Origin of the sequence: Streptomyces sp. NPDC052701, assembly GCF_040678355.1 — a bacterium.
Classification (GTDB): Bacteria; Actinomycetota; Actinomycetes; order Streptomycetales; family Streptomycetaceae; genus Streptomyces.
In genome coordinates this window covers 40590-53707 of sequence record NZ_JBFATO010000016.1, presented here as the reverse complement: position 1 = coordinate 53707, position 13118 = coordinate 40590, and the positions used below count along the sequence as shown (strand labels likewise).

At 74.1% G+C, this 13118-nt stretch carries 8 protein-coding genes and 1 riboswitch; of the genes, 5 read left to right on the top strand and 3 right to left on the bottom strand.

The annotated features are described in order from the left end of the window. Window positions 1-123 precede the first annotated feature (123 nt). Window positions 124-1341: an AAA family ATPase gene (locus AB0L29_RS19705; protein ID WP_365828787.1), complete on the bottom strand. Its 1218-nt coding sequence runs from the start codon at window positions 1339-1341 to the stop codon at window positions 124-126. Window positions 1342-1474: 133 nt separating this feature from the next. On the opposite strand from AB0L29_RS19705, the gene AB0L29_RS19700 reads away from it, so the two are divergent. Further along, window positions 1475-2830, top strand: coding sequence for an SWIM zinc finger family protein (locus AB0L29_RS19700; protein WP_365828785.1), 1356 nt, complete (start codon window positions 1475-1477; stop codon window positions 2828-2830). Window positions 2831-3094: 264 nt separating this feature from the next. Further along, a complete protein-coding gene (locus AB0L29_RS19695) occupies window positions 3095-4732 on the top strand; it encodes a DUF5691 domain-containing protein (RefSeq protein ID WP_365828783.1) in 1638 nt (545 codons plus the stop codon). A 344-nt stretch (window positions 4733-5076) separates the two neighbouring features. On the opposite strand, the gene AB0L29_RS19690 is transcribed toward AB0L29_RS19695, so the two are convergent. Further along, window positions 5077-5499: a cobalamin B12-binding domain-containing protein gene (locus AB0L29_RS19690; RefSeq protein ID WP_365828781.1), complete on the bottom strand. Its 423-nt coding sequence runs from the start codon at window positions 5497-5499 to the stop codon at window positions 5077-5079. 623 nt (window positions 5500-6122) lie between these two features. Here AB0L29_RS19690 and AB0L29_RS19685 point away from each other — a divergent pair. Further along, the gene (locus AB0L29_RS19685) at window positions 6123-6989 is read left to right on the top strand and encodes an alpha/beta fold hydrolase (RefSeq protein ID WP_365828779.1); all 867 of its coding nucleotides are present in this window, start codon (window positions 6123-6125) and stop codon (window positions 6987-6989) included. A 433-nt stretch (window positions 6990-7422) separates the two neighbouring features. Further along, on the top strand, window positions 7423-8928 hold the full coding sequence (locus AB0L29_RS19680; protein ID WP_365828777.1) for a peptidoglycan DD-metalloendopeptidase family protein: 1506 nt from the start codon (window positions 7423-7425) through the stop codon (window positions 8926-8928). Between the two features lie 67 nt (window positions 8929-8995). Here AB0L29_RS19680 and pcrA read toward each other — a convergent pair whose 3' ends face one another. Then, window positions 8996-11443 carry a DNA helicase PcrA gene (gene pcrA, locus AB0L29_RS19675; RefSeq protein WP_365828775.1) on the bottom strand — a complete coding sequence of 816 codons (2448 nt, stop codon included), beginning with the start codon at window positions 11441-11443 and terminating at the stop codon, window positions 8996-8998. Between the two features lie 277 nt (window positions 11444-11720). Beyond that, window positions 11721-11896, top strand: a riboswitch (cyclic di-AMP (ydaO/yuaA leader). A 58-nt stretch (window positions 11897-11954) separates the two neighbouring features. Here pcrA and AB0L29_RS19670 point away from each other — a divergent pair. Further along, window positions 11955-13085, top strand: coding sequence for an NlpC/P60 family protein (locus AB0L29_RS19670; protein ID WP_365828981.1), 1131 nt, complete (start codon window positions 11955-11957; stop codon window positions 13083-13085). The last annotated feature ends 33 nt before the right edge of the window (window positions 13086-13118 follow it).

Here is a 13118-nt window from a genome sequence, read left to right as displayed (position 1 = left end):
GCCGGACCCGGCACGCGTCCGCGTCCCGGCCCGCCCGCCGGTCGGTCCGGACCCCGCCGGCCGCCCGGTCCGCCGTGCCGGAGGCCTTCGTGCCCCGGCGCTTGCCGCCCCACATCGAGGTGTTCACGCGCTCACCTCCCGGCACGCCCGGTAGAAGTCCGTCCAGCCGTCGCGCTCGCGGACGACCGTCTCCAGGTACTCCTGCCAGATGACCCGGTCCGCCGCCGGGTCCCGGACCACCGCGCCGAGGATGCCCGCGGCCACGTCGCCGGGCCGCAGCACGCCGTCGCCGAAGTGGGCGGCCAGTGCGAGCCCGTTGGTGACGACGGAGATCGCCTCGGCCGTGGACAGCGTGCCACTGGGCGACTTCAGCTTCGTCCGGCCGTCGGTCGTGACCCCGTCGCGCAGCTCGCGGAAGACGGTGACGACGCGGCGGATCTCGTCGACGCCGTCGGGCACGGCCGGCAGGTCGAGGGAGCGGCCGATCTGGTCGACGCGGCGCGAGACGATGTCGACCTCCGCCTCGGGGCTCTCCGGCAGCGGCAGCACCACCGTGTTGAAGCGGCGGCGCAGGGCGCTGGACAGGTCGTTGACGCCGCGGTCGCGGTCGTTGGCCGTGGCGATCAGGTTGAAGCCGCGGACCGCCTGCACCTCCTCGCCGAGTTCCGGTATGGGCAGCGTCTTCTCCGACAGGATCGTGATGAGCGTGTCCTGCACGTCGGCCGGGATGCGGGTCAGCTCCTCGACACGGGCCGTCATGCCCTCCGCCATGGCCCGCATGACGGGGCTGGGCACCAGGGCGGCGCGGCTGGGGCCGTGGGCGAGCAGCTGCGCGTAGTTCCAGCCGTAGCGGATGGCCTCCTCCGGTGTGCCGGCGGTGCCCTGCACCAGCAGCGTCGAGTCGCCGCTGACCGCCGCCGCCAGGTGCTCGGAGACCCATGTCTTCGCCGTGCCGGGCACGCCGAGCAGGAGCAGGGCGCGGTCGGTGGCGAGCGTGGTGACGGCGACCTCGACGATGCGGCGCGGACCCACGTACTTCGGCGTGATCACGGTGCCGTCCGGCAGCGTGCCGCCGAGCAGGTACGTCGCGACGGCCCAGGGCGAGAGCTTCCAGCGGGCCGGACGCGGGCGGTCGTCCTGCGCGGCGAGCGCGGCCAGTTCGCCGGCGAAGGCGTCCTCGGCGTGCGGTCGCAGCGCCTCCGTGCCGGGCGCCCCCGCGCCCACGCCCGCGGACGTGGAGGTGCCCGCGTCCGCGGACGCGGGGCTGCCCGCCCCCGTGTTCGCGGGCGCGGTCGCGTTCTGGCTCGGGTCGACGGACGTCGGTTCAACGGACACAGGCATGGCTGAGTCCCCCTCCAGCTCGGCCGGTTCGGATCTGGCACCCACCGTGCACCACACCACTGACAATGCATTCCGACCTGCGCAAACGTGTTCGCGAGGCCGATTGTCAGTGGCGGGACCTACCTTCGGTGGCATGACTCAGCAGGGGGTGCGCTGGACCGCGGACCAGGTGTTGGCACTGGCGCCTGACGCCGCGTCACGCAAAGCGGGAAGCAAACTCGGCGCGGCGGGGCCGTGGTCCGAGGCGGGCAGTTCCGACGAGGGGACGGTGTGGGGGCTGTGCAAGGGAAGTGGCAGCAGGCCGTATCAGACGGTCGTCGACGTCGCGGACGCCTCCGGGCCCGCGTACAGGTGCAGTTGCCCGAGCCGCAAGTTCCCCTGCAAGCACGCTCTCGGACTGCTGCTGCTGTGGACGGGCGGCGAGGAGGCGGTGCCGCGGGGGCAGGCGCCGGAGTGGGCCGAGCAGTGGATCGCGGGCAGACGCGGGCGCGCGGACCGGAAGAAGGCCGCGGACGGCTCCGGCCCTCCGTCCGCCTCCGCTGATCCGCAGGCCGCGCGGCGCAGGGCGGAGCGCCGCGCGGAGCGGGTCACCGCGGGAGCGACGGAGCTGGAGCAGCGCCTGGCGGACCTGCTGCGCGGCGGCCTGGCCACGGCGGAGCAGGCGGGGTACGGCCTCTGGGAGGAGACGGCGGCCCGCATGGTCGACGCGCAGGCCCCCGGCCTGGCCGCGCGGGTGCGGGAGCTGGGGGCGATCCCGTCCACCGGGCCGGGCTGGCCGGTGCGGCTGCTGGAGGAGTGCGCGCTGCTGCACCTGCTCGACCAGGGCTGGCTGCGCCGCGAGCGGCTCCCGGACGGTCTGGCCGCGACGGTCCGCTCCCGTATCGGCCTGCCGGCCTCGGCGGACGGCCCGCCGGTCCGGGACCACTGGCTGGTCCTCGCCCAGTACGACACGGCGGACACCCGTCTGACCACCCGCCGGGTCTGGCTGTACGGCGCCGGCTCGCACCGCACCGTGCTGCTCCTGTCCTACGGCGCCGCCGGCCGCGCTCCGGAGCTGGCCCTGCCGGTGGGCCTGGCGCTGGACGCGGAGGTGTCCGCGTATCCGGGCGCCGGGCAGCTGCGGTCGGCACTCGGCGAACGGTTCGCGCCCCCCGCGCCGACGGCGGTGCGCCCACCGGGCGTGACGACATCCCGGGCCGCCGCCCGCTACGGCGAGGCGCTCCGGGACGACCCCTGGCTGGACGCCGTCCCGGTGACGCTGGACCGGGTCGTACCGACCCCGGACGGCGACTCCTGGCAGCTGGCCGACGCCGACGGGGACACGGCGCTGCCACTCACCCGGGCCGCCCGCTCCCGCCCGGGCCTGTGGCGTCTGGTCGCCCTGTCGGGAGGGGCGCCCGTCACGGTCTTCGGCGAGTGCGGCCACCAGGGCTTCACCCCGCTGACGGCCTGGCCCGAGGGCCCGGGCGACCCGGTGCCGCTGTGCTGAGCCGGCCGTCCGCGGACCGCGCCCCGGCACCGGGCACCACCCAGGGGCGCCCCGGTGGCCGCCCGCCCTCCCGCCGGCGGCCCGAGCCCTCACGGGGCGACTCCCACGCACACGGCGTTCCGTGGCCCCCACGCCTCTCCCTCAAGCCCCCACACCCCCATGGCCCGCCCTTCCTCACCCGAATCATGCATTTTTCGGACATCACTGGACATCCGGTCCGGTGAGCCTTCGACCAGCCCGGGGTGCCCGGCGGAAAGGAAGCTCATGAACAGGACCTCCGCTCCTGTGGACCCGTCCGTCGCGGGCGCCTGGGAGGAGCTCGTGACCGCGGCGCTCCTCGGCACGGACCGGCGCACGCCGCCGGGCCTCCCGCCCGGTCCGCAGGCGCCGGCGGCCCTGCTGGACGCGGCGGCCGTGGCGACCGTACGGCGGCGGGCCGGGCTGCGCCCGGGGCGGTCGACGGAGCGTTTGCGCCCCGCCCCGCAGGACCCGCGCCCGCCCCTGCCGCCCGCCGCCGCCCGCAGACTCACGATGCTGCTGGCCGGCCGGCCCGGCGCGGCCGGCGGCGGCCGCGGCACCGCGCCGGACCTGACGGAGCTCCTGCCCCAGTGGCTCGCGGCGGCGAACGCCCGCGGCTACGCCCCGCCCCCGCAGGCGCTGCCCGCACTGCTCGACGCGGCCCGGGGGCGCACGGACCTGCGTCCGGCGGCCCTGGAGTTCGCCGGGCCGCGGGCGCTGTGGCTGGCACGGCTGAACCCCGACTGGCGGTTCGCCCTGCGCGCGGCACCCGGCGCGGACACCGCCCTGCCCCACCCCGAGGACCGGGACCGGATCCACACGCTGTGGCGGGAGGACCTGTTCGCTGAACGGGTCGCGCTCCTCGCCGCCCTGCGTTCCCGCGACCCGGCCGCCGCGCGCGAGCTGCTCGCCACGACCTGGACGACGGAGCGGTCCGAGGACCGCCTGATGTTCCTCGACTCGCTGCGCACCGGCCTCGGACCGGACGACGAGCCGTTCCTGGAGCAGGCCCTGGCCGACCGCAGCCGCACCGTACGGACGACGGCCGCGGAGCTGCTGTCGGCACTGCCCGGCTCGGCGCTCGCCGGGCGGATGGCCGTGCGGGCCGGGGCGTGCGTGGCCGTCGACCACACGCGCGAGGCCCCGGTCCTGGTCGTCGAGGCCCCGCACGAGTGCGACGCGGGCATGGAGCGCGACGGTGTCGTGGCCAAGGCCCCGGCGGGGCGGGGCGAACGGTCGTGGTGGTTCGGCCAGCTCGTGGAGGCGGCACCGCTGGAGACCTGGCCGCGCCGGCTCGGCGGCCGTACCCCCGAGGAGATCGTGGCACTGCCGGTGGCGGACGACTGGCAGGGCGAGCTGCACGCGGCCTGGTGCCGGGCGGCGGTGCGGCAGCGGGACGCCGCCTGGTCGCGGGCCCTGCTCGGAGAGCCCTCGGCACCGGAGGCCGGCGGCCCCGGGGCGGTGTCCCTGGCCGAACGCGCCAAGCTGCTCGGCACGCTGGACGCCGCCGAGCGGGCCGAGTGGGTGGCCGGATTCATCGCCACGCACGGCCTGTCCGAGGCCTTCCAACTGCTCGGCGTGTGCGCGGTCCCGTGGTCCGCGCCGCTCGGCCGGGCGGTGGTCGACGCGCTCAACATCGCGCGGGACGCGGGGAGCTATCCATGGAGTTTCAGCGGAGTGATGGGGCTGGCCGAACGCTGCCTCGACCCTGCCGAGGCGAACCGCCTCGACGCCCTCCTGGCCGTACCGGACGAACCGGAGGACGCGTCCCCGGGAGCCGGGGGCTACTGGGCGGAGGCCTTCCAGCGCCTGGTCACCACGCTGCGCCTGCGCGCGGCGATGGCCGAGGAGCTGGAGGCGGCCGAGCAGCCGGGGGCGTCGTAAGGCCCGCCGGGCGCCCCTCCACGCACCCGCGGCCGCCCGCGGCGGGACGGGACCGGGGTGAGCAGGCCGTGCGCCTGCGGTGGCCGGTCCGCCAGGACGGGCCCGGCACACAGTGGCCGACGCGTCAGCGGGCGCGGGCCGGCGAGCGGCCGGTTCCGCGCCGGACGGGCGGCGGGCACCCCCGTCGCGCCCCCGGTTCCGCGCCGGGCGACGCCCGCCGGCGTGTGCCCGCCGGCCGCCCGCCAGCCCCGGGTCCCGCCACGACGCCGAACCCGGAACCGGCACCGGCACCGGCGGCCCTGCCGCTCCCGGCGCCGGGCCCCGCCGGCCAGGGGCGCTGCGGCTCAGCCGCCCGAGGCGGCCGGCTGACGCACGTTGGCCCGCACCCAGTCCACGATCGACGCGGTCGTCGCGCCCGGCGTGAAGATCTCCGCGACACCCTTCTCCTTGAGCGGGGGGATGTCCGCCTCGGGGATGATCCCGCCGCCGAAGACCAGGATGTCCTCCGCGTCCCGCTCCTTGAGCAGGTCGATCACCGCCGCGAAGAGCGTGTTGTGCGCGCCGGAGAGGATGGACAGCCCGATCGCGTCGGCGTCCTCCTGGATCGCGGTGTCGACGATCTGCTCGGGAGTCTGGTGGAGTCCGGTGTAGATGACCTCCATACCGGCGTCGCGCAGCGCCCGCGCGATCACCTTGGCCCCGCGATCGTGGCCGTCGAGCCCCGGCTTGGCCACCACCACGCGGATCGGACCGGCTGCCACACCCATCACTGCCTCCATGAAGCGACTACATCCATCCGTACCGACAAGTACCGCACACATCGCTCGTGCCGTACACGCCGCGCACCGCGCACGGCTCGCGCAGGCCGCGGGTGCCGCACGTTCCGCCGCCCACCGCCCGGGTACGCCACCACGGCACGGACGCCCCGCGCCCTGCCGGCCCGGGAAGTGAACGAACGTTATCGCCAGCATCCCGCAACCGGCAGTTTCGCGGTGCCGACCGAGGGGGAAATCACACGGTGGGACACGTTCGCCGCGCACCGTTCCGGGCTTTCGCGGCTCACGGGCCGCATCCTCCCGCGGCACACGGACCGCAGCGGAACGACGCGCGACCAGAGCCGCGACGAGGGCGCCGTACCGCCGCATCACTCCCCACCCACTCAGGCGGTGCAGCACTTCGGCGAGAGCACGCAGAGCACGCAGGACCGGCAGCACGACGGCGGGGAGCCTCGTCGCCGTATCGGCAGGGCGCCTCGTCGCACCACCGGCGCCGCTCACGCCGCACGCCTCGCGCGTCTCACGCCCGCACCGTCGACCGCCGTCGACGCGGCTTTCCACGAGGGCACACGGGGGACGGAGCCGTCCCCGCGCGTGCCGACAGGAGGTCGGCCATGAAGGTCACCGGGGTCGTTCTGCCGTTTCTTCCGCTCTGCCAGCGTCTCCTCCCGAGCAGACTGGCGGGACTCTCCCTGGCCCTCCTGAAGGCCACCGCCCTGGAGATCGCCATCCTCGCCGGGCACCTCCTCCTGTATCCCTCCGGCATGACCCAGGAGCGCCGGGCCGCCACGTCCCCGCTCCCGGCCCCGCACGGCACCGCCCAGCTGCCGGCGGAGGCCAAGCCCCCGGTCGTCCTGCTGCACGGCTTCATCGACAACCGCTCGGTCTTCGTCCTGCTGCGCCGCAGCCTCGCCCAGCACGGCAGGCAGCGGATCGAATCCCTCAACTACTCCCCGCTGACCTGCGACATCCGGGTCGCGGCCGAACTGCTCGGCCGGCACATAGAGGAGATCTGCGAGCGCACGGGCAGCGAGCAGGTCGACGTCGTGGGACACAGCCTCGGCGGACTGATCGCGCGGTACTACGTGCAGCGGCTCGGCGGTGACGCCCGCGTCCGCACGCTCGTCACGCTCGGCACCCCGCACTCCGGCACGCGCGCGGCCCCGCTGGCGAACGCGCATCCGATCGTGCGCCAGATGCGCCCCGGTTCGCCGGTCGTCGAGGAGCTGGCCCGGCCCGCGCCCGGCTGCCGTACGTACTTCGTCGGCTTCTGGAGCGATCTCGACCCCGTCATGGACCCGCTGGAGGCGGCCTGCATCGACCATCCGGACCTGAAGGCGCAGAACGTGCGGGTGACCGGAATCGGCCATCTCGGCCTGCCCGTGCACCCCGCCGTCGCGACGGGCGTACGCCAGGCCCTGGACACGGCGCGCCCGGGCGAACCGTCCACCGGCCGCGCCGACGGCCTGACCGTGGCATGACCTTCCGGGCCGGCACGTCCCCTGGCCACGGCCTGCCCCGCGCACCGCACCCGAACGGCCGTCCCCGCGCACGCAAGCGGCCGCGCGCCCGGCCGCACCCGAGCCGCCGCGGCCGCACTGCCGCGGCCTGACCAGCGGGGAACACGTCCTGGAACACGCACCCGGCGACACGGGACGACCACGGGACGACCACGGGACGACCACGGGAACAACAACGGTCCGACACAGCCGACTTAGCGCCTCAGGAGCTCCATCAACATCGAACATTCTTCGAACACAGGGCCAAGCCTGCGTCTACAGTCCCCCGAAACACGGCCGAATGCCCGTTTCCTGCGCGCGCGAAACCTGCAGAAGATTGTCGTGCCCGCGTACCGCCGGGTACAGTCGCCGCACTGCTCTGGCAGCCCCTGTTGTCGAGGCGAAAGAGAAGTTGGTGAACGACCGTCACCCGTCGGGGACCATGACCACCCCGGCCCCGGCTTCCGACGCCGACTCGGCGCACTACGCGTCGTACGACACGCAGGAGGCCCAGTACGGCGACTTCACCACGCACGGCGACTACGGCGCCACCGGTTTCGTCACCGGCGCCCACGCCACGACCTTCGAGGCGGACCCCCTCTTCGGCAGCCTCCCGGGCGACGGCACCGGTTCCTACGACACCGGTCACTGGTCCACCGGCAGCCCTCAGGCCCCGGCCCACGACGCGTACGCGGCCCCTCACCACACCGCCTACGGCACCGTCTCCTGGGAGACCGGCCACCAGCATCCGCCGGCCGTCCCGCCGCAGGCCGCGCCGGCCGAGGCCACCGGCCAGTGGAACGCGGGCGCCTGGCTCCAGCCCGACCAGTCCGGCAACCCGGCGGACCAGACCCAGCAGTGGGAGTGGGGCACCCAGGTCTTCGACACCGGCGCCTACGACGCCACGCAGTGGAACTCCGACGGCGCCGCCGGCGGCGACACACCGGTCCACGACCCGCACCAGGCGCACGAGACGCCCTTCGACCAGCTGGAGACCGCCACCTTCGCGCGGATCCCGGACCAGCAGGCGCCCCCGGCCTACGAGCAGGTCCCCTACGGCGAACCCGCCGCGGACGGCGACGAGTCCGACGCCACCGGCGAGCTGCCCGCCGTCGTCCCCCTCCTGGAGGGCCAGGAGGAGACCGCTCCGGCGCCGTCCTCGCGCGCCGCGTCCCGCGGTGCGGCCCGCTCCCGCCGCCGGACGCCCCCCAAGCGCTCCGCGCTGCTGACCGTCGCGGTGCCCTCGGCGTGCGTGATGGGCGTCGCCGGGATCGCCGCCGCCTCGGTCGGCGATCTGACCGGCGACGGCACGGAGTCGTCGGCTGCCGCGCCGGACGCGCAGCCGGTGAAACCGGCCGCCGCCAACAACCAGCTGGACACCCAGCTCCAGAGCCTCGCCGCCGGCGCCGACGACTTCGCCGACCGGGCCAGCCGCACCCAGGAGCGCATCGACCTCCTGGCCCAGCAGGAGGCCGAGAAGAAGCGGGCGGCGGAAGAGGCGGCCCGCAAGGAGCGGCTGCGTCCGAAGTTCGCCGTTCCGGTCGCGCAGCACGGTCTCAGCGCCTACTACGGCCAGTCCGGCATCAACTGGATGTCCCTGCACACCGGCATCGACTTCCCGGTTCCCTACGGCACGACCGTGGTGGCCGCGACCGACGGTGTCGTCCGGACGCAGTACAACAGCGCGTACGGCAACATGATGATCGTGACCGCGAAGGACGGCACGGAGACGTGGTACTGCCACCTCTCCACCTACGCGGTCCCCTCCGGCACGGTGGTGAAGGCCGGCCAGCCGATCGCCAGCTCCGGCAACTCCGGCAACTCCACCGGCCCGCACCTGCACTTCGAGGTGCGCCCGGCCGGCGGCGCGGCGATCGACCCGCTGGCGTGGCTGCGCAGCCACGGCCTGGAACCGACGTAACGTCCCGGCAGGCCCCGCCCGAGGAGCGGGGCCTTTCCGCGGGCCCGGACTGCGGCGTCCTCCCGGACTAGAGCTTCTCGACCGGCGCGTACCGCAGCAGCAGCCGCTTCGGCTTGCCGTCCCCGAAGTCGATCGTCGCCTCGGCGTTCGCGTCGGCGCCCCTGACCGCGACCACGGTGCCGAGCCCGAACTGGTCGTGCGTCACCCGGTCCCCGACCGCCAGCGCCACCACCGGCTTCTCCGAGGCACGGCGCGTGGCGAAGCCGGACGCGCCCGACGCCGACGAGCGGGAGCGGGACGACGACAGCGAGGCCGCCACCCCGGAGACCGGCCCCGAGGACGCGGGCGCGCTCGCTCCCGTGCGCCTCCACTCCACATGGACCGGCGGGATCTCCTCCAGGAAGCGGGAGGGCGGGTTGTACGACGGCTGTCCCCACGCGCTGCGCATGGTCGACCGCGTCAGATACAGCCGCTCCCGCGCGCGCGTGATGCCGACGTACGCCAGGCGCCGCTCCTCTTCCAGCTCCTTGGTCTGGCCGAGGGCGCGCATGTGCGGGAAGACACCGTCCTCCATGCCGGTCAGGAAGACGACCGGGAACTCCAGGCCCTTGGCGGTGTGCAGCGTCATGAGGGTGATGACGCCGTCGCCCTCCTCGTCGGGGATCTCGTCGGAGTCCGCGACCAGGGCCACCTGTTCCAGGAACTCGGCGAGCGTGCCCGGGTTGTCCTCACCGCGGGCCTGCTCGAACTCCAGGGCCACGGCGGCGAGTTCCTGGAGGTTCTCGATCCGGGTCTCGTCCTGCGGGTCGGTGGAGGCCTGCAGCTCGGCGAGGTAGCCGGTGCGTTCGAGCACCGCCTCCAGCACGGTGGCCGGGCCCGCGCCGGACTCGACGATCGTCCGCAGGTCCTCCATCAGCGTGTTGAACCGCTTGACGGCGTTCGCGGAGCGCGCGGCCATGCCGTACGCCTCGTCGACGCGCTTGAGCGCCTGCGGGAAGCTGATCCTCTCGCGCTGGGCGAGGGCGTCGATCATGGCCTCGGCGCGGTCGCCGATGCCCCGCTTGGGCACGTTGAGGATGCGGCGCAGCGGGACGGAGTCCTCCGGGTTGGCGAGGACCCGCAGGTAGGCCAGGACGTCCCGGACCTCCTTGCGCTCGTAGAAGCGGACACCGCCGACGACCTTGTAGGGCAGGCCGACGCGGATGAAGACCTCTTCGAAGACACGGGACTGGGCGTTGGTGCGGTAGAAGACGGCGACGTCGCCGGCCTTGGCCTTGCCCGCGTCCACCAGGCGGTCTATCTCGTCGGCGACGAACTGGGCCTCGTCGTGCTCGGTGTCGGCGACGTACCCGGTGATCAGCGCGCCCGCGCCCGCGTTGGTCCACAGGTTCTTGGGGCGCCGGGACTCGTTGCGCTCGATGACCGCGTTGGCGGCGCTCAGGATCGTCTGGGTGGAGCGGTAGTTCTGCTCCAGCAGGATCGTCGTCGCGTCCGGGTAGTCCTCCTCGAACTGGAGGATGTTGCGGATGGTCGCGCCGCGGAAGGCGTAGATCGACTGGTCGGCGTCACCCACCACGCACAGCTCGGCGGGGTCCTGGCCCTCGCCGGAGGGGCCCACCAGTTCGCGCACCAGGGCGTACTGGGCGTGGTTGGTGTCCTGGTACTCGTCGACCAGGACGTGGCGGAAGCGGCGGCGGTAGTGCTCGGCGACGTCCGGGAACGCGCGCAGCAGGTTGACCGTCGTCATGATCAGGTCGTCGAAGTCGAGGGCGTTCGCCTCGCGCAGCCGCGACTGGTAGAGGGCGTAGGCCTGGGCGAGGGTCTTCTCGAAGCCGTCGGAGGCCTGGGCGGCGAAGTCCTCCTCGTCGATCAGCTCGTTCTTCAGGTTGCTGATCTTGGCGCTGAACGACTTCGGCGGGAACCGCTTGGGATCGAGGTCCAGGTCGCGGCAGACCAGGGCCATCAGGCGCTTGGAGTCGGCGGCGTCGTAGATCGAGAACGACGAGGTGAAGCCGAGCCTCCTGGACTCGCGGCGCAGGATGCGCACGCACGCGCTGTGGAAGGTCATCACCCACATCGCGTTCGCGCGCGGGCCGACGAGCTGCTCGACGCGCTCCTTCATCTCGCCGGCGGCCTTGTTGGTGAAGGTGATCGCGAGGATCTGGCCCGGGTGGACGCCCCGCTCCGCCAGCAGGTGGGCGATGCGGTGGGTGAGCACACGGGTCTTGCCGGAGCCGGCGCCGGCCACGATGAGCAGCGGGGAGCCGGAGTGCACCACGGCGGCGCGCTGGTTGTCGTTCAGCCCCTGCAGGAGCGCGGCGGGGTCCACCACCGGGCGCGCGGCGCCGTCGCGGTAGTAGGGGTCCCGGTCCGGCGGCACGTCGAACTTCCCGCCGAACAGATCGTCCGGAATCGGCTCCGGTACGTGATCGTCGTCGGGCGGCGGGGGTTCCTCCGCGTGGCCGTGCGGGGCCTGGAGGTCCGCCAGGAAGCTGTCGTCAAAGAGGCTGCTCATCGCTCTCCGAGTCTAGGGCGCTCCACCGACAGCCGCTGCCGCCCCGGGAACATCGCCGGCTCCGGGCCGCCGACGGCCCCGGAAGCCCGCACTCCCCCGGGCCCGCACTCCCGACGGTTCCTCACCCTGCATCACCGCCCTGTCACGGTGAGCGACCTCCCGAGGAAGGTCACGAAAATGTATCGGGCATATCACCCATCAACCTTCACAAGGACGACACGAGTTGGCTACCGTGCGGGCGGGCCGTACGACCCCCACCGGCGAACGACGCCGGGCCGCGCGGCCTCCGCCGAGTCCGGTGTGCCGTCGCGGCAGCCGGAGCCGGGGACCCAACCGAGACCTTGGGGTGAATCGGCCCGCCTTCCCCGCGGGAAACGGCCGTAGGGCAACCCTTCCGAAGCACGTCCGCCCGAACCCGACAGCTAACCCGGTAGGCGGAACGTGGAAGGAGTCGCCTCCCTTGGCGTCGCAGCACCGCAAGCCGCGCCCGGCGGGTTCACGCGTGACCGGTATGCGCACCCCCGCCCTCGCCACCGCCGCCCTCACCTCCGTGGCCCTGCTCTCCCAGACGGCCGACGCCGCTCCCTCGGCCGACGACAGGCCGAGCCTGGAGGAAATCGAGAAGAAGGTCGACGACCTCTACCGGCAGGCCGAGTCGGCGACCGAGAAGTACAACGCGGTCAAGGAGAGGACCGCGAAGCAGCGCAAGCGCGTCGACACCCTCCTGGACGACGTGGCCGAGCGCACCCAGAAGCTCAACGAGGCGCGGGGGGAGCTGAGTTCCTTCGCCGCCGCCCAGTACCGGACCGGCGCCGCCGCCCCGGACACCGCGACGTTCCTGCTGGCGGACTCGCCGCAGGACTACTTCGACCGGACCCAGCTGATGGACCGGCTCACCGGCCGTCAGAAGGAGGCGGTCGACGACTACGTCACGCAGCAGTCCGAGACGATGAGGAAGCGCCAGGAGGCAACCCGGAGCCTCGAGACGCTCACCGAGTCGCAGGGCGACCTGAGGACGGCCAAGGCCACCGTCCAGCGGAAGCTCGCCGACGCGCGCGAGCTGCTGTCGCGGCTGACCGCCGAGGAGCGGGCGCGGCTGGCGGCGATCGAGGAGCGCGAGCAGGAGGAGGCCGCCCGCAAGGCCGCCGAACTCGCCCGCCGGCAGGCGGAGCAGCGGGCCCGGGAGGACGCCCGGCAGCAGGAGGACGGCACCTCCGGCACCTCCGACACGTCCCCGGCCCCGGCGCCGGCCCCGGTTTCCCCCTCGGCCGGCTCCTCGTACGCCACCAAGGCCGGGAAGGCCGTCGCGTTCGCCCGCGCCCAGATCGGCAAGCCGTACGTGTGGGGCGCCACCGGCCCCGGCTCCTACGACTGCTCGGGCCTCACCCAGGCCGCCTGGAAGGCCGCGGGCGTCGACCTCCCGCGCACCACCTACGACCAGGTCGACGCCGGCACCACGGTGCCCCTCGCGCAGGCCCGGCCGGGCGACCTGGTCTTCTTCTACGACGGCGTCACCCACGTCGGGCTCTACGTCGGCAACGGGATGATGATCCACGCCCCGAAGCCCGGCACGTACGTCCGTGAGGAGTCGGTCTACTACGACGGCGAGTCGTCGATCCACAGCGTGGTGCGCCCCGCCTGAGCCCGCGGGGCGGCAGCGGCGACGGCGGGGCGA

Coding starts and splice junctions, on each gene's coding strand:
- AB0L29_RS19705 (WP_365828787.1), bottom strand. CDS start 1,341: ATGCCTGTGTCCGTTGAACCGACGTCCGTCGACCCGAGCCAGAACGCG.
- AB0L29_RS19700 (WP_365828785.1), top strand. CDS start 1,475: ATGACTCAGCAGGGGGTGCGCTGGACCGCGGACCAGGTGTTGGCACTG.
- AB0L29_RS19695 (WP_365828783.1), top strand. CDS start 3,095: ATGAACAGGACCTCCGCTCCTGTGGACCCGTCCGTCGCGGGCGCCTGG.
- AB0L29_RS19690 (WP_365828781.1), bottom strand. CDS start 5,499: ATGGGTGTGGCAGCCGGTCCGATCCGCGTGGTGGTGGCCAAGCCGGGG.
- AB0L29_RS19685 (WP_365828779.1), top strand. CDS start 6,123: ATGAAGGTCACCGGGGTCGTTCTGCCGTTTCTTCCGCTCTGCCAGCGT.
- pcrA (WP_365828775.1), bottom strand. CDS start 11,443: ATGAGCAGCCTCTTTGACGACAGCTTCCTGGCGGACCTCCAGGCCCCG.
- AB0L29_RS19670 (WP_365828981.1), top strand. CDS start 11,955: ATGCGCACCCCCGCCCTCGCCACCGCCGCCCTCACCTCCGTGGCCCTG.